Annotated in this window: 22 protein-coding genes; 2 read left to right on the forward strand and 20 right to left on the reverse strand. The window is 36.1% G+C overall.

Annotated features, from left to right (window positions below; genetic code table 11):
- Positions 1–4 precede the first annotated feature (4 nt).
- From purH to FC97_RS12080, 12 genes are all read right to left on the reverse strand, one after another.
- Positions 5–1,546, reverse strand: coding sequence for a bifunctional phosphoribosylaminoimidazolecarboxamide formyltransferase/IMP cyclohydrolase (purH, locus tag FC97_RS12025; RefSeq protein WP_054641940.1), 1,542 nt, complete (start codon positions 1,544–1,546; stop codon positions 5–7).
- The gene (purN, locus tag FC97_RS12030; RefSeq protein ID WP_054641941.1) at positions 1,546–2,127 is read right to left on the reverse strand and encodes a phosphoribosylglycinamide formyltransferase; all 582 of its coding nucleotides are present in this window, start codon (positions 2,125–2,127) and stop codon (positions 1,546–1,548) included. Before purN ends, purH begins: the two co-directional genes overlap by 1 nt.
- Positions 2,124–3,143 (reverse strand): phosphoribosylformylglycinamidine cyclo-ligase, encoded by a 1,020-nt coding sequence (purM, locus tag FC97_RS12035; protein ID WP_054641942.1) that lies wholly within the window; start codon positions 3,141–3,143, stop codon positions 2,124–2,126. The genes purN and purM overlap by 4 nt, the downstream gene beginning before the upstream one ends.
- A gap of 10 nt (positions 3,144–3,153) precedes the next feature.
- Positions 3,154–4,560 carry an amidophosphoribosyltransferase gene (gene purF / locus FC97_RS12040; RefSeq protein WP_056968303.1) on the reverse strand — a complete coding sequence of 469 codons (1,407 nt, stop codon included), beginning with the start codon at positions 4,558–4,560 and terminating at the stop codon, positions 3,154–3,156.
- On the reverse strand, positions 4,545–6,755 hold the full coding sequence (gene purL / locus FC97_RS12045; protein ID WP_054641943.1) for a phosphoribosylformylglycinamidine synthase subunit PurL: 2,211 nt from the start codon (positions 6,753–6,755) through the stop codon (positions 4,545–4,547). Before purL ends, purF begins: the two co-directional genes overlap by 16 nt.
- Positions 6,755–7,426, reverse strand: coding sequence for a phosphoribosylformylglycinamidine synthase subunit PurQ (purQ, locus tag FC97_RS12050; protein WP_054641944.1), 672 nt, complete (start codon positions 7,424–7,426; stop codon positions 6,755–6,757). The genes purL and purQ overlap by 1 nt, the downstream gene beginning before the upstream one ends.
- Positions 7,427–7,672, reverse strand: coding sequence for a phosphoribosylformylglycinamidine synthase subunit PurS (gene purS / locus FC97_RS12055; protein WP_056968305.1), 246 nt, complete (start codon positions 7,670–7,672; stop codon positions 7,427–7,429). It lies immediately after the preceding gene.
- Positions 7,673–7,681: 9 nt separating this feature from the next.
- Positions 7,682–8,389, reverse strand: coding sequence for a phosphoribosylaminoimidazolesuccinocarboxamide synthase (gene purC / locus FC97_RS12060; protein WP_054641945.1), 708 nt, complete (start codon positions 8,387–8,389; stop codon positions 7,682–7,684).
- A gap of 3 nt (positions 8,390–8,392) precedes the next feature.
- Positions 8,393–9,523 carry a 5-(carboxyamino)imidazole ribonucleotide synthase gene (purK, locus tag FC97_RS12065; protein WP_082397450.1) on the reverse strand — a complete coding sequence of 377 codons (1,131 nt, stop codon included), beginning with the start codon at positions 9,521–9,523 and terminating at the stop codon, positions 8,393–8,395.
- Positions 9,516–10,001 (reverse strand): 5-(carboxyamino)imidazole ribonucleotide mutase, encoded by a 486-nt coding sequence (gene purE / locus FC97_RS12070; RefSeq protein WP_054641947.1) that lies wholly within the window; start codon positions 9,999–10,001, stop codon positions 9,516–9,518. Before purE ends, purK begins: the two co-directional genes overlap by 8 nt.
- 240 nt (positions 10,002–10,241) lie before the next feature.
- Complete coding sequence (locus tag FC97_RS12075) at positions 10,242–10,460, reverse strand: YneF family protein (protein ID WP_025085677.1); 219 nt, start codon at positions 10,458–10,460, stop codon at positions 10,242–10,244.
- 62 nt (positions 10,461–10,522) lie between these two features.
- Positions 10,523–10,765 (reverse strand): DUF896 domain-containing protein, encoded by a 243-nt coding sequence (locus FC97_RS12080; protein WP_025085678.1) that lies wholly within the window; start codon positions 10,763–10,765, stop codon positions 10,523–10,525.
- Positions 10,766–10,859: 94 nt separating this feature from the next.
- On the opposite strand from FC97_RS12080, the gene lexA reads away from it, so the two are divergent.
- Together lexA and FC97_RS12090 are read left to right on the forward strand one after the other, a co-directional pair.
- Positions 10,860–11,483 (forward strand): transcriptional repressor LexA, encoded by a 624-nt coding sequence (gene lexA, locus FC97_RS12085; protein WP_025085679.1) that lies wholly within the window; start codon positions 10,860–10,862, stop codon positions 11,481–11,483.
- An 87-nt stretch (positions 11,484–11,570) separates the two neighbouring features.
- The gene (locus FC97_RS12090; RefSeq protein WP_054641948.1) at positions 11,571–12,191 is read left to right on the forward strand and encodes a histidine phosphatase family protein; all 621 of its coding nucleotides are present in this window, start codon (positions 11,571–11,573) and stop codon (positions 12,189–12,191) included.
- A gap of 85 nt (positions 12,192–12,276) precedes the next feature.
- Here the strand turns inward: FC97_RS12090 and rplS are convergent, their stop codons facing one another.
- From rplS to smc, 8 genes are all read right to left on the reverse strand, one after another.
- The gene (gene rplS / locus FC97_RS12095; protein WP_054641949.1) at positions 12,277–12,630 is read right to left on the reverse strand and encodes a 50S ribosomal protein L19; all 354 of its coding nucleotides are present in this window, start codon (positions 12,628–12,630) and stop codon (positions 12,277–12,279) included.
- A 113-nt stretch (positions 12,631–12,743) separates the two neighbouring features.
- Positions 12,744–13,472 carry a tRNA (guanosine(37)-N1)-methyltransferase TrmD gene (gene trmD, locus FC97_RS12100; protein WP_054641950.1) on the reverse strand — a complete coding sequence of 243 codons (729 nt, stop codon included), beginning with the start codon at positions 13,470–13,472 and terminating at the stop codon, positions 12,744–12,746.
- Positions 13,472–13,987 carry a ribosome maturation factor RimM gene (gene rimM, locus FC97_RS12105; protein ID WP_054641951.1) on the reverse strand — a complete coding sequence of 172 codons (516 nt, stop codon included), beginning with the start codon at positions 13,985–13,987 and terminating at the stop codon, positions 13,472–13,474. Before rimM ends, trmD begins: the two co-directional genes overlap by 1 nt.
- A gap of 66 nt (positions 13,988–14,053) precedes the next feature.
- On the reverse strand, positions 14,054–14,326 hold the full coding sequence (rpsP, locus tag FC97_RS12110; protein ID WP_010019451.1) for a 30S ribosomal protein S16: 273 nt from the start codon (positions 14,324–14,326) through the stop codon (positions 14,054–14,056).
- A gap of 383 nt (positions 14,327–14,709) precedes the next feature.
- Positions 14,710–16,146 (reverse strand): signal recognition particle protein, encoded by a 1,437-nt coding sequence (ffh, locus tag FC97_RS12115; RefSeq protein WP_054641952.1) that lies wholly within the window; start codon positions 16,144–16,146, stop codon positions 14,710–14,712.
- A gap of 12 nt (positions 16,147–16,158) precedes the next feature.
- A complete protein-coding gene (gene ylxM / locus FC97_RS12120; protein WP_054641953.1) occupies positions 16,159–16,500 on the reverse strand; it encodes a YlxM family DNA-binding protein in 342 nt (113 codons plus the stop codon).
- A 1-nt stretch (position 16,501) separates the two neighbouring features.
- The gene (gene ftsY / locus FC97_RS12125) at positions 16,502–17,983 is read right to left on the reverse strand and encodes a signal recognition particle-docking protein FtsY (protein ID WP_056968307.1); all 1,482 of its coding nucleotides are present in this window, start codon (positions 17,981–17,983) and stop codon (positions 16,502–16,504) included.
- A 10-nt stretch (positions 17,984–17,993) separates the two neighbouring features.
- The gene (gene smc, locus FC97_RS12130; RefSeq protein ID WP_056968309.1) at positions 17,994–21,539 is read right to left on the reverse strand and encodes a chromosome segregation protein SMC; all 3,546 of its coding nucleotides are present in this window, start codon (positions 21,537–21,539) and stop codon (positions 17,994–17,996) included.
- Between the last annotated feature and the right edge of the window lie 14 nt (positions 21,540–21,553).

Below are 21,553 nucleotides of genomic sequence, written 5' to 3' on the forward strand. Positions count from 1 at the left end.
CTCTCTAATGTTTGAAGTGTCTTCTACCAGTGAAGACCATGGCAATACCATATTTATCAGCCATATCGATTGAATCTTGATCTTTAATTGAACCACCTGGTTGGATAATAGCTGTAATACCGTGTTCAGCAGCGTAGTTTACACAGTCATCCATTGGGAAAAAGGCATCAGAAGCCATAATCAATGGTTTGTGTTCTTCAGCTTGTTCTTCTTGTTCAATAGCAATCTTTACAGAGCCAATACGATTCATTTGTCCTGCACCGATTCCTAAAGTTTTATCAGTTGTAGAAATAACAATTGCATTACTCTTAACATGTTTAACAACTTGTTGACCAAATAGTAAAGCCTTCATCTCTTCAGGAGTTGGGGCTTTTTTAGTTACAACTTGGAATTCATCTAGATTATCAACTGTTGTATCTCTTTCTTGAACTAGAAGACCACCCATAACGGAAACATATTCATATTTATCAGCAGCTTGAGATTTAGTAAAGTCCAGAGTCATTAAACGAATATTTTTCTTAGATTCTAAGATTTCCAAAGCCTCAGGTGTAAAACTTGGAGCAATAACAATTTCCAAGAAAATCTTATGCATTTCTTCAGCGATTTCTTTAGTCACTTCACGATTAACCGCAACGATTCCACCAAAGATTGACATTGTATCGGCTGTATAAGCTTTACGCCATGCTTGATAAATTGATTCATCGTCTACACCAACACCACAAGGATTCATGTGTTTCAAAGCAGCTACACAAGGTTTGTCAAAGTCAGCTACAATTCTCAAGGCAGCGTCAGCATCTTTAATATTATTGAAAGAGAGTTCCTTACCATGCAATTGTTTAGCTGAAGCAATTGAGTATTCACTAGGCATAGCGCTTTGATAAAAGGCTGCCTTTTGATGTGAATTTTCACCATATCTCAATTCTTGATGGAAATCGTAGCCTAATACTTCTACATCAGGGAATTCTTCACCATTAAGATCTGATAAGTAGTGAGCAATAATACTATCGTATTCAGCAGTATGTCTAAATGCTTTAGCAGCCAAACTTTGTCTTAGAGCTAAATCGTCTTCATCATTTTTAATACTTGCTAAAACTTTCCCATAATCATTAGCATCAATAACAACGTAAACGCTCTTGAAATTCTTCGAAGCTGAACGAATCATTGATGGACCACCGATATCGATTTGTTCGATGGCTTGAGCTGGTGTAACACCATCTTTAGAAATTGTTTCCTTAAATGGATAAAGATTGACACAAACTAGATCAATTGTTTGAATATTCAATTTTTCTAAAGTTTTCATGTGTTCAGGATTATCACGTTTAGCTAATAAACCCGCATGAACCATCGGATGAAGCGTCTTTACACGTCCATCAAGAATTTCGGGAAACTTAGTTACTTCGTCAATTTCAGTAACTTTTACGCCATTTTCTTGTAACTTCTTGTATGTACCACCAGTAGAAATAATTTCAAAATCATTTTCAATTAATCCTTTAGCAAACTCAACAACTCCAGTTTTGTCAGAAACACTAATCAAAGCTCTTTTCATTATTTACTTACCCCATTATTTTTTATTAATAAATCTCGCACTACTGTACGGTACATTTGATGCTCAGTCTGATGAATTCGACTTTCTAAACTAGCTTCAGTATCATTTTTTAATCGCACAACTTTCATTTGCTTAATGATAGGACCGGTGTCGACCCCCTCATCAATATAATGAATCGTTACACCCGTTACAGGTTCATTAGCTGCATAAGCCCGTTCAATCGCTTCTAATCCAGAATACTTTGGTAACAATGATGGATGAATATTAATAATATGCTTAGGGTATGCGCCCAGTAAGACCGGTGTGACCACACGCATATATCCTGCCAAAAGAATGTATTCAATCTTTAGCGGCATTAACTTGTCAATAATTGCTTGTTCATATTCACCACGATTAGCATAATCAGATAATTGATTCACAAACACAGGAATATGATATTTTTCAGCTCGTTTAATTACATGAGCGTTGGGTTGATCACAAACCAATAATTCAATTCCTAAACCTAAGCTTCTTAATTCATCTGATCCAGCAATGGCTTCAAAATTACTTCCATTGCCTGAGGCAAAGATGGCTACTTTCATAGCTTATCTCCTTTCAAAATCAGATTAGCCGAATCCTTTTTAACAACTTCACCAATTGTATAGGCTAATGTTTCACGTTGATTCAATTGTTCTAGAACTTCCAACTCATTCTTAGGATCAACTGCCAAAACCATCCCTACACCCATATTGAAAATATGATACATATCAATAGTCTTTAATTTGCCATATTTTTGCAAAGCTTGAAAAATCGGTAATTCCGGCCAAATATCGATGTTGATCTCAGCAGCCAATCCTTCTGGTAACATTCGAGGAATATTTTCAAAAAATCCCCCACCGGTAATATGAGCAGCACCATTGATAAATTTTTGAGCTAACAATGGCACTAATTCATGAGAATAAATTTTAGTTGGTATTAGTAAAGCTTCGCCTAGTGACTGTCCTGTGAGCTCAGGCAAATTAGTATTCAAGTCAAAATTATTTTCTTGGAAGAAAATCTTTCTAACTAAAGAATAACCATTGGAATGTATCCCACTTGAAGTGATTCCAATTAAAACATCACCTTCTTCAACGTTCTCTTTATGTAGAAGTTCATCTTTTTCACAGATACCAACTGCAAACCCAGCAATATCATAATCACTAGCATCATATACTCCAGGCATTTCAGCTGTCTCACCACCAATTAAAGCCGCATCAGCTATTTGACAACCAGTGATAACGCCTTTTAGAATCTCTTCAACCTTTTGATCAACTTTGCCAGTTGAAATATAGTCTAAAAAATATTGTGGAATGGCCCCTTGAGCTAAAATGTCATTGACACACATGGCAACACAATCAATCCCAATCGTATCCCATTTTTTGAACTCATTAGTCAGTAAAAGTTTAGTCCCGACGCCATCGTCACTCGAAACCAATACTGGTTGTTTAAATCCAGCCGGAATTTCGTAGATACCACCAAAATTGCCTATACTCTTACTTTTAGTCTTCTGTTTTACAAATTGGGAAATCTTATAACCAGATTCCACGTTCACACCAGCATCTTGATAGGGATTTGACATAAAATTCTCCTTATTTTTTAGATTCGTAATCATATAAGTAGGTTGGGTAATCACCATTGAAATACGACATATCTAAACCAGAATATGGTGCATCAGCATTTAATCCAATAGCATCGATCAACCCATCTTCACTCAAGAAACGTAATGAGTCAGAACCAAAAATCTGATTCATCTCTTCAATACTCTTGTGAGCTGCAATCAATTCACTCTTCTCTTGAATATCTATTCCGTAGAAACATGGATGCATAAATCTTGGTGAAGCAATTCGTAAATGAACTTCTGTTGCACCGGCATCCCTCAACAACTGCACAATGTAGGCACAAGTCGTTCCACGAACAATCGAGTCATCCACCAAAATAACACGGCGGCCTTTAACAACACCCTTAACGGCGGCCAGTTTTTGACGAACACTCTTTTCACGTAATTCTTGTGTGGGTTGAATAAACTCTCGACCCATGTATTGATTCTTGATCAAGCCCATTTCGTAAGGTAATCCACTAGCCTCGGCGTAACCACTAGCGGCTGATAAAGATGAATTAGGAACACCAACTACGATATCACCTGGTGCAGGATATTCTTGAGCTAAATTAGCCCCCATACGTTTTCTAGCTGAGTGAACATTAATCCCAAGAATATCGGAATCAGGACGAGCAAAGTAGACAAACTCCATTGAACAGATGGCTAATTGTGTCTTAGTTGTCCAATGATCGATTTTCATCCCTTCATCAGAAATCGTAATTAATTCACCCGGTTGTACATCACGAACAAAAGTTGCTCCAACCGCATCCAAAGCACAAGTTTCACTAGCGACTACGTATCCACCATCCTCTAGTTTTCCAATTGATAACGGACGAAAACCATGAGAATCTAAAGCTAAGATCAAAGCATCCTTAGTTAAAAGTAGATAGGCAAAGCCTCCTTGAATCTTGTTTAATGCTTCAACCATACGATCACGGAAAGTCTCTTGGGCTGACTGTTTGATCAAATGTACCAAGACTTCTGAATCAGAACTAGATTTGAAAATATGACCTTGACGTTCTAACTCTTTTTTCAAAGTAATTGCATTAGTTAAATTACCATTGTGAGCTAATGCTAATTGACTATCAGTAAAATCAAAAAGCAGTGGTTGAACATTCTCAATCTTATTCTCCCCAGCAGTGGAGTATCGCACATGTCCGATGGCAGAATTACCAACCAAATTATTCAAATATTCAGGTTTAGAAAAAACTTGTGTCAACAATCCCAAATTACGATAAGTACGCAATTTTTTACCATCATTGGCGACAATTCCTGCACCTTCTTGACCACGATGTTGTAGACTGTGGAGTCCTAAATAAGTTAAATAGTTAGCATTCTTAGCTCCCCAAACACCAAAAACACCACATTCTTCGTTTAAACTCTTTACTTCATCAAGCACGCAATCGCCTCTTTCCAGTTATTCAATGCTTCTTTACCATTGATTGAAACTGCTTCATCTTTAGTCGTGACCCTGAAAATAGAATCTTCTGTAACTTGACCTAAATATTGGTAATCTCGTAAAACTAGATTTTCGAAATTAGTTTTATCTTCTGGCTTAACAGTCAATAAGAAACGTGACTGTGTTTCAGAGAACATTTGAGCAGAAGTTAATTCAGTTTCAATTTCAAATCCTAATTCTCTATCAAAAGCTGATTCTGATAAGGCTACTGCTAAACCACCTTCGCTCAAATCATGACAACTGGCAACCAATCCTTGATTAATGGCCTGGCGTACTAAATCCTGATGAAGTCTCTCTTCATTCAGATCTAATGGTCGTAAACCGCCTTTAATCGCACCAGTTTGTTGCAATTGAATCTCTGAGCCATTGAAATCATCGAACGTATTACCAAGCAAATAAATCAGATCTCCGACTTCTTTAAAGGAGGCCGTAGTAACTTTTTTCATATCATCAATCAAGCCAACCATCCCGATCATCGGACTAGGATAAATTGCTTCATCATTGTATTCGTTATAGAGTGACACATTACCGGAAATTACTGGCGTATTGATTTTTTCACAGGCACTAGCGATTCCTTCTACACTCTTATCTAACTCCCAAAAAACTTCGGGATTTTCAGGATTACCGTAATTCAAACAATCAGTTACACCAATTGGTTCTCCACCACTAGCAACAATATTACGTGCGGCTTCCATGACTGTGATTTGTCCGCCAACATATGGATCTAAATAAACATATTTAGAATTACTATCGTTCGTCATCGCGATAGCTTTTTTTGTACCCCTGATACGAGTTACACCAGCGTCACTACCAGGTTGAACCAATGTATCTGCTTTAACTTGTGAATCATAAGTCTGATAAAAGTGTTTTTTACTAGCAATATTAGGTTGCTTCAAAAGCTTTTGCCATGTATCTGTTAGTGAATCAATTTCAGGCATAAAATGATAATCACGATTGTTGGCAATACGTGCTGGTTCAACTTCTGGACGATCATACTCAGGTACATCTTCAGTCAAACTACGAACAGGAATATCAGTTACCAACTCATTGTGATGATAAATTTTATATTGTTTGTCCTCGGTTACTTCACCAATTACAACGGCATCTAATTCGAAATTTTTAAAGAATTCTAGAACGTTATCTTTAAATTGAGGTTTCACACAGAGAACCATTCGTTCTTGAGATTCAGACAACATCATTTCATAAGCTGACATTTCTGTTTCACGCTGTGGAACATTGTCTAAGTTCAAAATCAAACCACTGTCAGCTTTAGAAGCCATTTCTGCGGTGGACGATACTAATCCAGCAGCACCCATGTCTTGAATCCCCAAAATCCAATTAGGATGTCTTTCAATAATTTCAACACAAGCGTCCATCAGTAACTTTTCAATAAAAGGATTTCCTACTTGAACAGCTGAACGTTGTTTGTTTTTAGTATCCGTAAATTCATCTGAAGCAAAGGTAGCACCATGAATCCCATCACGACCTGTTTTAGCGCCAACATAGACAATCAAATTTCCCTTACCACTAGCTGTACCATGTTTAAAATCAGTTTTGTTCAACAAACCAACACACATGGCATTAACTAAAGGATTATCTTCATAACAATTTTCAAAGGAAATCTCACCACCAACAGTTGGCAAACCGATACAATTCCCGTAACCACCAATACCAGCTACCACTTCATTAACTAGATGTTTAGTTTGACCATCCTTTAATGGACCAAATTTCAAACTATTTAACAAAGCAAAAGGTTGGGCTCCCATTGAAAAAATATCTCTGATAATACCTCCAACGCCAGTTGCAGCCCCTTGGTAAGGTTCAACTGCTGATGGATGATTGTGACTTTCAGCTTTGAAAACAACTGCCTGACCATCACCAATATCCAAAATTCCAGCATCTTCACCCGGTCCGGCTAATACTCGATCACTCTTATTAGGCATCTTTCGTAAAACTTTTTTGGAATTCTTGTAGGAACAATGTTCACTCCACATAACCGAATACAACCCAGTTTCTGTGTAATTAGGAAGACGATGTAAAATCTTTTCACAAATCAATTTATATTCTGAATCACTCAATCCCCATTGTTGATATAACTTTGAATCCTGAATTTGCTTAGCAGTAGGTTCAGTCATTAATTATTCACCCTTACTTGATTGATTATTGATTGAAATAGTTTAAGCCCGTCAGAAGAACCTACGATATCTTCCAAAGCACGCTCTGGATGAGGCATCATCCCTAAAACATTTCCCTGGCGATTCATTACACCAGCAATTTGATCAACACTTCCATTAACATTTTCGTTATAACGGAAAACAATTTGATCATTAGCTTTTAATTCTGTCAAAGTCTGCTCATCACAGTAATATCTACCTTCACCGTGTGCAACTGGTATACGAATCTTTTCATTTTTAGTGTACTGATTGGTAAACATTGTTTGGTCATTCATCACTTGCAGAGTAACCGTCTCGCAAATAAAACGACTCTTTTCGTTTTGAATCAGAGCACCTGGTAATAAATGCAATTCTGTTAAAATTTGGAATCCATTGCAGATACCTAAAACGAATCTTCCTTCATTGGCAAAACGAACAATTTCACTGATGATTGGAGCGTGGACAGCAATTGCACCACTTCTTAAGTAATCCCCATAAGAGAAACCACCTGGAATCAAAACACCATCAAAACCTTCTAAACTAGTTTGGCGATAATCAACTAGTTCTGCTTCTTCTTTAATACCGTCTTTAATGGCATAGTACAAATCCATATCACAATTAGATCCAGGAAAGTTAACAACGGCAAACTTCATTTATTCAGCCTCCAAAATCTCATAGCGATATGTTTCAATATTGGGATTAGTTAACAAATTGTCACAGATTGCATCAATATCTTTTTCTAAATCAGGATAATCTTCAAAATTCAATTCGAAATATTTTCCCATATGAACAGCGGATACCTTGTCATAATCCATAGTCTGAATAGCTGATTTAATGGCCTCGCCTTGGGCATCTAGAACAGAGGGTTTGAGTGTCACATAAACTTTAACTAATTTCATTATTTACTCCTATCGTGTTGTCAATCTTTCTAAAACTGAGTGGTACGTCTTAACTAAGTCACCTTCATGCTTACGGAAAACGTCTTTATCCATTGAATGATGACTCGTCTTATCCCAGAGACGACAGTTATCTGGTGAAAATTCATCTACTAAGATAATTTCATTATTAACTTTTCCAAATTCTAATTTGAAATCAACTAAATCAAAATCACTTCGGGCAAAAAACGGAATTAATAGTTGATTAATTTCTAGTGTCATTTGCTTAATCGTAGTTATTTCTTCTTTGTCCGCAATGCGCAAGGCATGAATTTGTGATTCATTGATAAATGGATCATCTAAGGCATCACTCTTGTAATAGAATTCAATGATCGGTTCTCTCAATTCCAAACCATCTTCAAGGTGGAACTTGCGTACAAAACTACCTGAGCCAATATTTCTCAAAACCACTTCTAATGGAAATACATCACTCTTTTGAACTAATTGTTCATGATCTGACAAATTTTCAATTAAATGAGTTTTAACACCATTTTTGATTAAATAATCAAACACTAAAGTAGAGATACGACAATTCAAAACACCCTTACCGGGTAACACTTCTTTTTTCTTACCATTAAAAGCTGTCGCCTGATCTTTATAGACCATCAAAAGTTCATTTTCTTTGTCTGTTTTATAAACGTTCTTAGCTTTACCTTCATAAAGTAAATTATTTTCAGTCATGATCTACACATCCCAAATCGAATTTTTTTCAATCGCATTCTTTGTCTCTCGCAAATCGTCACTCAAAATTGTAATGTGACCCATTTTGCGATTATTCTTACTTTCAGCTTTACCATAATCATGGAAATGCCATTCAACATGTTTTGATAAAGCTTCCTTAGCTGGTTGTAAATGCTGTCCTAATAGATTCACCATAACCGCTGGCTGCAAAAGTTTAATTTTTGGCATAGCCAAATTGCAGACCCCACGAATATGAGCATCGAATTGAGAAATATTACACGATTCAATTGTCAAATGCCCTGAATTATGTGGACGTGGGGCAATCTCATTAACGAAAACTTCATCTGTTGTAGAAATAAAAAATTCAATGCACATAGTCCCGACTAACTCCAAATTCTGAGCTAATTTTTCACCAATTTGATAAATTTTATTTTCAGTTTCTGTACTAATCAATGCTGGACAGCTACTTAGGTGCAAAATATTATGACGATGAACATTTTCAATTACTGGAAAAATAGAAGTTTGTCGAGAACTATTAGCTGAAACAACAATTGAAACTTCCTTTTTCAAGGCAATCTTTTTTTCAACAATACACGTTCCATGCATCAGCAATTCTTCAATATCGGCGTAACAAACATTTTCAGGATCTTCGACCAATATCTGACCTTTACCGTCATAACCACCACGAGTCGTTTTTACAATTACTGGAGCTCCTAATTTTTCAACAGCTCGATGATATTCAAAAATATTATCAATAACGACATGAGGAACCGCTGAAAAACCACTTTTTTCAATAAAATTCTTTTCGAATACACGATCTTGGGTAATCGTTAAAGCCTTAGTACCTTGAGGTACCTCTGTATACTTTTTCACCTCATTAATCGTCTCTGCATCAACATTTTCAAATTCATAAGTTAAAACATCACAACGTTTGGCTAATTCGATTAATTGAGCTAAATCATTATATTCAGCAACAATTTGATTGTCAGAAACTTGTGCTGCTGGGCAATCTGGTGTGGGATCAAGAATAATAACTTTATAACCCATTTCTTTTGCTGAAAAAGACATCATTTGTCCAAGTTGTCCACCACCGATAATACCGATGGTTGCACCGGGTAAAATTGTTTTAGTCAAGATTCTTCCCACTTTCCAATGACTTATCGTGCATGGTCTTGGTATAACCATTCAGAGAAAGTTCATAATCTTGATTTTGTAAAGCACAGATTTTTGTCGCCATAATAGCAGCATTCTTAGCCCCAGCTTCACCGATGGAAACTGTAGCTACTGGGACACCGGCTGGCATTTGAACAATTGACAATAAAGAGTCCATCCCTTTTAAATACCTAGATGGTACTGGAACACCGATAACTGGCAAGCTAGTTGATGAAGCAATCATTCCTGGCAAATGAGCAGCGCCCCCTGCACCTGCTACTATCACTTTAAAGTCATTGGAACGTGCTGTTTTTGCAAAATCCAGCATCTCTTGAGGAGTTCTATGTGCTGAGATCACTTTGACTTCATAGCTAACCTGCAAGTCTTTTAAAACATCAATTGTGTTCTGCATAACTTGCAAATCTGAAATTGATCCCATAACTACTGCTACATCACTCATTGGTTTTCCACCTTTCTGTCTTTAGTAACCAAATTCTATCAAGTTATGAAAATTCTTTCAATACAAAACACGTATTTAATCCAATTATTTTTGCTTAATATTCGTATTTACCGTTTTCATTTAGATTATTTTAGATATTATTAATATCATAGTTCGTAAATAAAGAATGATTGATTTTTTAGACAAAAAAATAAGCGATACACATATTAAAATATGCATATCGCCTATTAATTTAACTAATTACTTCTTTTTTTGTGATGCCTTCATAGTACTCATTAACTGATTAAGTTTCTTTTGTGATGGTTTTTGTCCCATTTGAGCCATCATTTGCTTAATCATATCTGCACTGATTGGTGGATTGTCTTGGAAGTACTTCTTCATATACCATCTGGCAATAAAGAATCCACCAACTAAACCGATTAATAAGGCTATAATACCAACGATTATTGTTGTTCCCATTTATGTTTCACCCTTTCCATACATCTATTAATATTACAAAAAAATCACTCTAATTGAAAGTGTTAATCGTCACGTAAACCTTTTTTACGTTGAATTTCTCTAACTTTCTCTGGTGTGACTTCATTTCCTTGCTTATCAAACACACGGGTCATCTCAAGTTGAGATCTAAAACTGGCACGAAAATTCTTCAAATATTCTTTTCTAAGTTCAGCTTGTTGATCTTCTTCTTCTTTGGTAATAGTTCCATCCTTAGCCTTATGAGCTAATTTATTAATTTTTTTGAGCAACTCTTCTTGTTCGTTCATAATTTTAACTCTCCCCATTATATCGAACACTTGTTTGAACTTGCATTCATATTTTGATACAATCTAATTAAGATATTAACAATGAGGTGTTCTAATGTCAAAAGCTGAAGGCTCTAAACAGTCACAAATTTTACAATGCATTTATGATTATTTAGATGAACATGGATATCCGCCAACTGTCAGAGAAATCTGCGAAGCTGTGGACTTATCATCTACATCAACGGTACATGGTCATTTATCTCGTCTTGAAAAAAAAGGTTTTATTCAACGTGACCCTACTAAACCTAGGGCAATTGAACTTACTGGTGCAGGTTTAAACTCCATCGGTATCAAATCAAAACAAATTCCTATCCTCGGTACCGTTGCTGCTGGGCAACCAATCACAGCTGAACGTAATCCTGATGGTTACTTTCCAATTCCACCTGACTTAAATCGTGATTCCGGCGAGTTATTCATGCTTGAAATTCACGGAGAAAGTATGATCAACTGTGGTATTTACGATGGCGACCATGTCATAGTACACGAACAAAACTTTGCTAACAATGGTGAAATCGTTATTGCCATGACTGAAGACATTGAAGCCACATGTAAAAGATTCTATCAAGAAAATGGACATTACCGCCTACAACCTGAAAACGATACAATGGATCCAATTATCCTAGATAACGTAGAGATACTTGGTAAAGTTGTTGGATTATATCGTTCACAAATTTTTTAAATCAATCACTCCTTTTGGGGTGATTTTTTTATTATTATCAGTAATTTCTTCTATAATAGAAAGTAATTTAACTACGAGGGAGAAATTATGACTGAATTTTATCTCATCCGCCATGGACAAACTAAAGCTAACGTGATGAAAATGAAACAAGGTAATATCAACACTGAAATGACTTACCTAAATGAGCATGGTCAGGAACAGGCCCAAGTTCTGGCTCAAAATTTTGATATCAGCTTTGCTGATCGTATTATCTGTAGCCCTTTAAAACGTGCTCAACAGACAGCCGCGATTTTAAATAAACAGGCCAATTTACCAATCTCTTATGATAAAAGATTGGTGGAAATATCTTATGGACAATGGGACGGACAAAAGAATGCCGACTTAAAAAAGATTCATCCTGATGCTTACAATGAATACTGGAACGACGTTCTACCTTTTTACACTAAGTATGCCACCGATGGGGAGCGTTTTGAGGACGTTGTTAAACGAGTACACAGCTTTTTAAAAGATTCTCTAAGTAAATACCCCAATGATAAACTTATCTGCGTTACGCACGGTTTTACCGTTAAAGCCGCCGCATTAGATGTTTTGAAACCTCAAGATATGATGAGTATCCCTGAACCTCGAAATACTAGTGTCACTAAAATCGTCGCTACTCCTGAAGATCAAAAATTTTACTTAGAATACTTCAACCAAATTTTTAATTAAATGCAAAAAAATAAACCATCATTGAATTATAAAATTCAACGTGATGGTTTATTTTTTGAAGTTTAGTTGCATTAAATGTATTAAATTAGATGTCGCGACGACGTTCCTTAATACGAGCAGCCTTACCTGTACGAGCACGTAGGTAGTAAAGCTTGCTACGACGTACACGACCATGTCTGATAACTTCAACTTGTTCTACACGAGGTGTGTTCAATGGGAATGTTCTTTCAACACCAACACCATTACTCATCTTACGTACAGTGTATGTAGCACTGATACCTGAGCCATGTCTCTTGATTACAACACCTTCGAATAATTGAATACGTTCACGAGTACCTTCAACAACCTTAGCATGTACACGAATAGTGTCACCGCTACGGAAGTCAGGAATGTCAGAACGTAATTGTTCTTTTGTAATATCTTGAATTAATTCATTCATGAATAATTTCTCCCTAATTCGACACTCTTATATATCTCTGACATACAGCGGAATATCGTTAATATGTGTCCAAACACTCTTACAATGATACTTTATTTAGACGAACTTGTAAACTATATATTTTGACGAATTTTTCTGAGTAACTTCTCTTCTTCATCCGTCAGCTTTGCAGTTTCCAATAAGTCTGGTCGACGTTCCAGAGTTTTTTTCAAAGCTTGAGTCAATCTCCAAAGACGAATCTTTTCATGATCACCACTTGTCAAAACCTCTGGAACCTTCTTACCACGGAAATCAGCTGGTTTTGTATACTGTGGATACTCTAATAGTCCATTTGAAAATGATTCTTCTTCAGCAGAGAATGAATTACCTAAAACTCCAGGTACAAAACGCAATGTTGCGTCAATCATACTCATAGTTGGTAATTCTCCACCGGTCAAAATATAGTCACCAATTGAAACTTCATCTGTAACTAAATCTTTGACACGTTCATCAAAACCTTCGTAGTGCCCACAAATAAAAACTAATTGATCTTCTTTAGCAAAGTCACGTGCCATCTTTGTGTTGAAAGTTTTACCAGCTGGATCGAGTAAAACTACTCGCTTACGACCTGGTTTTTTTGTTTCAACATAATTCATAGCATCATAAATTGGTTGAGCTTGCAAAAGCATACCTGCTCCACCGCCATATGTTGTATCGTCAACATGATGTTGTTTATTCGTCGTATAATCTCGAAAGTCAACTACATCAATATTAACAAGTCCTTTTTCTTGAGCTTTACCAATCAAAGATTCATTTAAAGCCTGAAACATTCTTGGAAAAATGCTTAAAATTGTAATATCCATTAATCTATCAATCCATCCGGTATTTCGACTTCAACAATTTGTTTGTCGAGGTCAACATTCTTAATAACATCTTCAATATAAGGTAGTAAAACTTCCTTATACTTAGTTCCTTTTACGACCCAAACATCATTGGGACCTAATTCCATGATCTCAGTAATCTTTCCAATTTCACCAAGGTCTTTATCTACTACTTGCAAACCAATAATTTGCTTATAAAGAAATTCGCCTTCGTTTAATTCGGAAGTTAATTCACCACTGGCAAAAAGCTCTGATTTAACATACTTTTCAACATCGTTGATGTTGTCATATCCCTTTAATTTCAAAAGAATAAAATTCTTATGTTTACGAGCTGACTCCACAGTGAATTCTTCACTAGAATTATTTTTTTTAAAGACTAACTTAGAACCTGTCTTGAAACGATCTTCTGGAAAATCTGTAATTGGAACGACTTTTAATTCACCTTTAATACCATGCGTATTGACGATAGTACCAACTCGATATAATTTTTCGGTCATTTTTCCTCCGTGATAAATAAATAGGACCCTGACAAAACATTGTTTTATCTGGCCCCATCAAAATTACTATTTTGTAAACTTGCTTTCATGGAACTTTTGCATAATACCATGTTGTTTCAACAAGTGACGAACTGTATCTGAAGGTTGTGCACCTTTGTTCAACCATTCAACGATCTTGTCGTCATCAAGTTTGATTTCTTCTGGTTGTGAGATTGGGTTGTAGTAACCAACTTGTTCGATAAAGCGGCCATCACGTGGTGAACGTGAATCTGCAACAACTAATCTATAAAATGGGCGTAACTTGCTACCCATACGTTTCATTCTAATTTTAACTGACATATGTTTGTTTCCTCCTAAATACTTAACTTCGTTAGTATACACAAAAAAAAGAGCGGTGTAAAGTTTTTTTCTTTACACCACTCTCTTTTTTTATGTTTCTTATTTTTTAATAACCAATGTTCTATGTTGAATAGTGGAAACGAGCTGCGTAGGCCAGATTCCTGTGCTTTGCCCGACTTCGCAAACTGCCTGCTACGCAGTCAATTCGCAAAGTCCTGCAAATGCTCAGAATCTAAACGGGCCTACTGCGCTCTCTATTTGAAATGAGCTGCGTAGGGGCAACCCATTGTGGTTTGCTACAGTATTGGAATCATCCGCACGGTACGCGGACAATTTCAATACTTAGGCAAATCCTCGTGGGCTGACCGCCCCTACTGCGCTCTCTATGATTTGAATCGTTTAATCTTCTTTAAGCGTTTCTTCTTACGTTTCTTACTCTTACGAACCATCGAATGCATCGCCATCTTACCTAGACGTCCTTGCATACCATTGCCCATAAGTTGATCCATTCCGGCCATGTTACCTTTGCTCATCTTATTCATCATGTCTCGTGACTGTTTGAATTGTTTGATCATTCGGTTAACATTTTGAATACTTTGACCTGATCCTTTAGCGATTCTTCTTCTTCTTGAAGGATTCAACAAATCGGGGTCTTCACGTTCTTTTGGTGTCATAGAATAAACTATTGCCTTTAAGTGCGCAATATCTTTTTCACCAATATTAATATTAGCTAAAGCCGGATTATTAGCCATCCCTGGAATCATCTTCATAATTTCATCCAACGGACCCATTTTTTGAATCTGATCCATTTGGTCAATAAAATCATTAAAGTCAAAACTATTCTCTCGAATTTTTTCGGCTACTTCTTTAGCTTGCTTTTCATCATAATCTGATTGAGCTTTCTCAATCAAGGTCAACATATCACCCATACCGAGGATACGGTTAGCCATACGATCAGGATGGAAGACATCTAATTGATCTAGTTTTTCACCTTGTCCAATGAACTTAATTGGTTTCCCAGTAACGGAACGAATTGAAAGTGCGGCACCACCACGGGTATCACCATCCAACTTAGTTAGAACAACACCAGTAATATCCAATTGTTCATCAAATCCAGCAGCTACTTTAGCGGCTACTTGTCCGGTCATAGAATCAGCGACAAACAAGATTTCATCTGGATGAGCTAATTCTTTGATACGTGTCAATTCTTCCATCAATTGCTCATCGATTTCCAAACGTCCAGCAGTATCAATAATTACATAGTCATTTTTATTTTCGTCAGCAACCTTTAAACCATTACGAACGATATCAACAGGATCATGTTCTGTTCCTTCATCGTACACAGGTACGTCCAATTGTTGTCCAATAGTCTTTAACTGTTCAACAGCGGCTGGACGATAAACATCTCCGGCAATAAAGAGTGGACGAGCTTTTTTATCATTTTTAAGATAATTAGCCAATTTACCGGCTGTTGTAGTTTTACCAGCACCTTGCAAACCAACCATCATAATAATTGTCGGTATATGAGCTGATTTATTTAACGGAACAGCTTCCTGTCCCATCAACTTAGTTAACTCTTCATCAACAATTTTGATAACTTGTTGTGATGGTGTCAAACTATCCATTACTTCGGCACCCAGAGCACGTTCTCTAACTGTTTTGACGAAGCTCTTAACAACATCAAAGTTAACATCAGCTTCAAGTAAAGCCATACGTACTTCACGCATTACTTTACGAATATCTTCATCAGAAAGTTTTCCTTTACCCTTTAAGGTCGAAAAAACTTTTTGTAGACGTTCGCTTAATCCTTCAAAAGCCATATTCTTCTCCTATTAATTTTCATTTATTTTTAAAATTCTCTGTACCAAATCTAAAAGCTCTTTATCGTTGGAATATTTTTTTTCGACCAAGGTTTGCAAAGTATCGGCAATATCATCAATCTCAGTTGTCTTTTTAATTAATCCTAATTCCTGTTCAAAAGACTCCAATGAATTAACAGTACGATGTAAATTATCCAAAACCGCTTGTCGTGAAACTTCTAACTGTTCAGAAATTTCACTAAGTGAGAAATCTTCAACATAATAAAGTTCAATATAGCGGCTCTGTTTCTTAGTTAATAAAGAATGATAAAAATTATACAACAGATTCACGCGTGTGGTTTCATCTATCTTCATTTTATTTATTTGAAGCCCCAACAATTAGTTCCTTAAATAGTCCGTAAATGAACTTCTCAGGATCAAAGTCACGCAAATCATCCATTTGTTCTCCCAAACCAACTAATTTCACAGGAATATGTAACTCATTACGAATAGCCAAGACAATTCCACCCTGAGAACTACCATCAAGTTTTGTCAAAACAATACCTGAAACAGCAGTTGTCTCATTAAATTGTTTAGCCTGACTCAAAGCATTTTGACCCGTTGAACCATCCAATACTAACAATACTTCTTGCGGTGCATCTGGTAATTCACGCGTAATAACACGCTTGATCTTTTCCAACTCACGCATCAAGCCTTCTTTGTTTTGCAAACGTCCAGCTGTATCAACTAATAAGATGTCAAAATCCTCTTCTACAGCTCTTTGGACAGCATCATAAACAACTGAAGCTGGATCAGTATGTGCTTTGCTTGCTTGAACAGGTACGTTAACACGTTTACCCCATTCTTGAAGTTGCTCAATCGCACCAGCTCTAAAAGTATCACCTGCAGCAAGTAAAACTTTTTTGCCTTCTTGTTGATATCTATGTGCTAATTTACCGATTGTAGTTGTCTTACCAGCACCATTAACTCCAACGAATAGGAAAACAGTCGGTGTTTTATCAGCACTGAATTTCAAAGTATTATCTTCGTTCTTACCTTCTTCACCGTACATATCAACTAATTTCTTAACGATAACGTTAGAAACATCAGAACGTTTCTTAGCATTCTCAAGTTTTACTTCCTCACGCAATTCATCAGAAATACGCATTGCTGTTTCATAACCAACATCTGATTCAATCAATAATTCTTCCAAATCATCGAAGAAATCTTCATCGACACTTCTGAAGTTAGCTAAGAAACGATTAAAACGGGCACTGAAGGAGTTACGGCTCTTTTTCAAACCTTCATCGTATTCTTTAACATCGTCTTTAGGTTCGGATTCTGTTTCAGACTTATCTTCAGTTTCTGATTCAACGTCCTCTGATTCTTCAGACTCAGTCTCCTCTTCTACTTTAGTATCTTCAGAAGTAGTTGTTTCCTCTGTTTGTGTCTCTTCTGGTTCAGATTCTGGTTCTGAATCTACTTCTGCTTCATTTTCAGTTGCGTCTACAGGTTCAGATTCTTTTGGTTCTACAGTTTCTTTAACCTCAGGTGTTTCTACTTGAGACTCCTTTTGTTCAGGTTGAACTTCTTCAGGCTCTTTTTCAGGTTCCGTTTCTTTTGGTTCTGGTTCTGAATCTGGTTTTAATTCAGATTCTGGTTCTGCTTTAACCTCTGGAGTTGATTCTTCAGTTTCCTTAGGTGTTTCCTCTGTTTTATCGGAATCATCAGAAGTTTTGCTGGATTCAACACTTTGGTCAGGTTCTTTTTCAGCTTCTGGAGCTTTTTCTTCTAATTTTTCATCTTTAGAATCGTCTTTTCCAGTAAAAGCTTTTTTAATACGATCAAATAATCCCATAATTAACTCCTTATTTTTTGACTTCGACGGACAACATACGTGATACACCAGATTCTTCCATGGTTACTCCATACAAACGGTTAACATTCATCATGGTTCCTTTACGGTGAGTAATCACAATAAATTCTGTATTGTCATCATATTGGTTCAAATAATTAGCAAAGCGATAAACGTTGGCATCATCAAGTGAAGCCTCAACTTCATCCAAAATACAGAATGGTACTGGTTTCACTTTGATAATAGCAAACAATAACGTAATGGCTGTTAAAGCTTTTTCACCACCGGATAACAAACTCAAACGCTGGAACTTCTTCCCTGGTGGTTGAGCAATAATTTCAATCCCTGTTTCCAAAAGATTGTCAGGTTCGGTTAGTACTAATTTGGCACGACCACCAGCAAACATCTCTGGAAAAATGTCTTCAAAAGCAGCTGCAACTTCATCAAATGTCTTTTTGAATCTGGTTGTTACTTCTTTATCCATCTCTGACATTGTATCTAACAATTGTGCTCGAGCTTTTAACAAATCATTTTGTTGCTGTGTTAAAAATTCATATCTATCTTTTACTTTATCATATTCAGCAATTGCCGATAAATTAACAGTTCCTAACTCATCAATTCCCATCTTAAGTAGACGAGCTTCTTTTTGTAGTTGTTCTGGATCATAGTCGCCCTTATTCAATTCAACTAATGAAGCCTCATAAGTTAATTGATAATCTTGAGATAGAATATCTAAACGACTATCAATTTCATTGGAAAGCTTTGTATTCTTAATAGCTAACGTCTCTTGTTGATCAGAAGCATTCTTTTGCAAATCAAAATTACGTTGAGCTTTTGCATTCAATTGAGTAGATAGCTCTTGTTGTTTCTGACGTTTACTCTTCAAATCTGTAGCATTATTTTGGAGTTCTGCAATTGTTTGTTTCAACTGATTGATCTTTTCTTTTACTTCTGAATTACTTAATTGCAATTTATCTTTTTCAGAATTCAAATCTTTCAATCGTTCTTCAACTTCTGTTACTTGACGGCTAAGACTAACTGTACTTTCTTTTAAATCATTATTCTGAGCCAATTCATTTTCATGTTTACTCTGAACAACTGCCAATTTAGTCTGCAAGTTTTGTTCGTTTTCGTTAATTGAATTTAACTCACTATCAAAATCAGCTAGAATTTGTTCTTTTTGCTTAATCTCATCTTGTACTCGAGCAATTTTGTCCTTGATGTCATTAGCCAATTGTACTTGTTTTTCCAAGTCGGATTTCAGATCTGATTCCTCTGCTTGATTCTTAGAAAGACTGTATTGTACAACATCCAAACGTTCTTTAAAATGTTTTTCTTCATTTCGATAAGTTGACATCGAGTTTTCTAATTGATTCTTTTCTTGATTAAAGCTAGCTAATTTTTCATCAGCCGTCTTCTTTTCAGCATTCAAGCCAATCAACTTTTGACGCAAATCTTGAACAGTCTTTTGCTTTTGATCAAGTAAAATTTCTTTTTTAGATAATTCCGTCGTTAAGGCTGTCAAATCATCTTTTCTTGTCAAAATATTAGAATTAACTCTTCTTTGTTGACCACCGGTTAACGAACCACCAGCATTTACCACATTACCGTCCAAAGTAACAACACGATACTTACGGCCTACTGCAGCTGAAATCCTAGTAGCAGCATCAATGTTCTCAGAAACTAATAAATTACCTAAAATATTCTTTACAATATTTTCAACTTTGCCATCATATTTGATCAAGTCACTAGCGACCCCAACAAAACCTGCGATTGCTTGGGCTTTGTTCAAGTCATTAGCATAAATACTGCGTGGTTTGATGATGTTTAAAGGCAAGAAAGTAGCTCGACCACCACGGCTTTGGCGTAAGAAAGCAATAGCCTTTTTAGCTGAGACTTCATCTTCAGTGACGATTGATTGCAATTGGTTACTTACAACCGTCTCAACAGCTAATTGATACTCTTTAGGTACCGAAATTAACTCAGCAATGGCCCCAACAATTCCAGTTAGCTTAGATTGATTATTCAAGATATTTTTGGCACCTTCAAAGAAGCCGGCATGTTCTTGCTCCATGTTTTCTAGAACTTTTTTTCGTGCCTTGATTTCTTGAAGTCCTTCTAAGACATTTAAATAATTACGATTCTCTTGTTTCCCAGTCTCAGTTACTTGATCAATTTCTTTAGCCAAAGTCCGATCATGTTCAATTAAAGACTTATTATCGGTAACCAAAGTTTTAACTCTGGCCTCTACCGCCTGACGTTTCTCTTTTGATTCAGTTAAGTCACTGTTAATTGATTCAATTTGCTGATTTTGATCGCCAATTTGAGCTTGAATTCGATCCAGCTGCTTCTGTGAGAAATTCTGTTCATTATTGTTAGAAACCTGCTCCTGCAATAAATCTACATATTGATCACGAAGATCACTAATATTCTTTTCAATATCAGCTGGAGTCTTTTGCTTCAACTGTTGAACATCTTTTAATTGCTTTTGAAAATCAGCAATCTGTGCTTCACAATCAGCTAATTTTTGATTAGAATCAGTTAATTTTTTCTCATTAACTTCCCTTTGTTTCTTTAAATCATCTAATTGTTTATTTAAAGAAAGTTGATTAGTTGAATTAAAGCCACTACGTTCATCCGCTACAGCCACTTTACCGTTATATACTTCAAGCGTGCGGGTATTCTCAACCAATTTAGTCTGGTTCTCATCAATTTTTTGCGTCAAATCATTGATAGCAGCGTTGTTGTCTTCAACTTGTTTATTCGCAATTTTAACTTCTCTAGCAATATTTTGAGCACTTAACTTAACTTCACGCAATTCCTTATCAATTTGATGCTTTTGAGCTGATAAATTTCTAATTTCAATTGTTAAGATTTTTTGATAAATGCTGTCATACTTACTCTTTTGTTCTTGATAATCGCGAGCAATACTAGCTTGCTCTTTCAAGGGTTCAACTTGCTTAGATAACTCAGAGACGATATCCGAAACACGATGTAAATTATCTGTTGTTTCAGACATTTTATTCTCAGCCTGCTGCTTCTTCTGCTTAAATAGTGAAACACCCGCTGATTCTTCAATAATGGTTCTTCTTTCAACCGGTTTACTATTAAAGATAGCTTCAACACGGCCTTGAGAAATAATGGAGAATGATTGTTTCCCCATCCCTGAATCCATAAATAATTCTGTAATATCACGTAAACGACACTGCTTATTGTTGATCAAAAATTCTGTATCGCCATTTCTAAACAGACGACGACAAATAACAATCTCATCTTGTGACGATTTTAATTCGTGATTACGATTATCAAACTCTAAAACAACTTCCGCCCGATTCATTTGGGGACGTGTTGCACTACCAGCAAAAATCACATCGACCATTTTGTCTCCACGTAAACTTTTTGCTGATTGTTCACCCATTACCCAACGAATGGCTTCTGTGATATTTGATTTTCCACTCCCGTTGGGCCCAACAATACCAGTGATTCCACTTGTAAAGTCAATCTTTGTCTTGTCAGCAAAAGATTTAAACCCATTGATCGTTAACGATTTTAATGGCATAAACTAAACTCCTA

It is taken from the genome of Companilactobacillus kimchii DSM 13961 = JCM 10707 (genome assembly GCF_001435445.1).
Taxonomy (GTDB): Bacteria; Bacillota; Bacilli; order Lactobacillales; family Lactobacillaceae; genus Companilactobacillus; species Companilactobacillus kimchii.

Bases quoted from the DNA above. Each gene is read 5' to 3' on its own strand.
- ffh (WP_054641952.1), bottom strand. From the start codon at position 16,146: ATGGCTTTTGAAGGATTAAGCGAACGTCTACAAAAAGTTTTTTCGACC.
- ftsY (WP_056968307.1), bottom strand. From the start codon at position 17,983: ATGGGATTATTTGATCGTATTAAAAAAGCTTTTACTGGAAAAGACGAT.
- smc (WP_056968309.1), bottom strand. From the start codon at position 21,539: ATGCCATTAAAATCGTTAACGATCAATGGGTTTAAATCTTTTGCTGAC.
- trmD (WP_054641950.1), bottom strand. From the start codon at position 13,472: ATGGATATTACAATTTTAAGCATTTTTCCAAGAATGTTTCAGGCTTTA.
- FC97_RS12075 (WP_025085677.1), bottom strand. From the start codon at position 10,460: ATGGGAACAACAATAATCGTTGGTATTATAGCCTTATTAATCGGTTTA.
- rpsP (WP_010019451.1), bottom strand. From the start codon at position 14,326: ATGTCAGTTAAAATTAGAATGAAACGTATGGGTAGCAAGTTACGCCCA.
- FC97_RS12080 (WP_025085678.1), bottom strand. From the start codon at position 10,765: ATGAACGAACAAGAAGAGTTGCTCAAAAAAATTAATAAATTAGCTCAT.
- purE (WP_054641947.1), bottom strand. From the start codon at position 10,001: ATGAGTGATGTAGCAGTAGTTATGGGATCAATTTCAGATTTGCAAGTT.
- purS (WP_056968305.1), bottom strand. From the start codon at position 7,672: ATGAAATTAGTTAAAGTTTATGTGACACTCAAACCCTCTGTTCTAGAT.
- rimM (WP_054641951.1), bottom strand. From the start codon at position 13,987: ATGACCGAAAAATTATATCGAGTTGGTACTATCGTCAATACGCATGGT.
- purQ (WP_054641944.1), bottom strand. From the start codon at position 7,426: ATGAAGTTTGCCGTTGTTAACTTTCCTGGATCTAATTGTGATATGGAT.
- purH (WP_054641940.1), bottom strand. From the start codon at position 1,546: ATGAAAAGAGCTTTGATTAGTGTTTCTGACAAAACTGGAGTTGTTGAG.
- purN (WP_054641941.1), bottom strand. From the start codon at position 2,127: ATGAAAGTAGCCATCTTTGCCTCAGGCAATGGAAGTAATTTTGAAGCC.
- purC (WP_054641945.1), bottom strand. From the start codon at position 8,389: ATGACTGAAAATAATTTACTTTATGAAGGTAAAGCTAAGAACGTTTAT.
- purM (WP_054641942.1), bottom strand. From the start codon at position 3,143: ATGTCAAATCCCTATCAAGATGCTGGTGTGAACGTGGAATCTGGTTAT.
- rplS (WP_054641949.1), bottom strand. From the start codon at position 12,630: ATGAATGAATTAATTCAAGATATTACAAAAGAACAATTACGTTCTGAC.
- ylxM (WP_054641953.1), bottom strand. From the start codon at position 16,500: ATGAAGATAGATGAAACCACACGCGTGAATCTGTTGTATAATTTTTAT.
- purL (WP_054641943.1), bottom strand. From the start codon at position 6,755: ATGACTGAACCTACTGCTAAGCAAATTCAGGATTCAAAGTTATATCAA.
- lexA (WP_025085679.1), top strand. From the start codon at position 10,860: ATGTCAAAAGCTGAAGGCTCTAAACAGTCACAAATTTTACAATGCATT.
- FC97_RS12090 (WP_054641948.1), top strand. From the start codon at position 11,571: ATGACTGAATTTTATCTCATCCGCCATGGACAAACTAAAGCTAACGTG.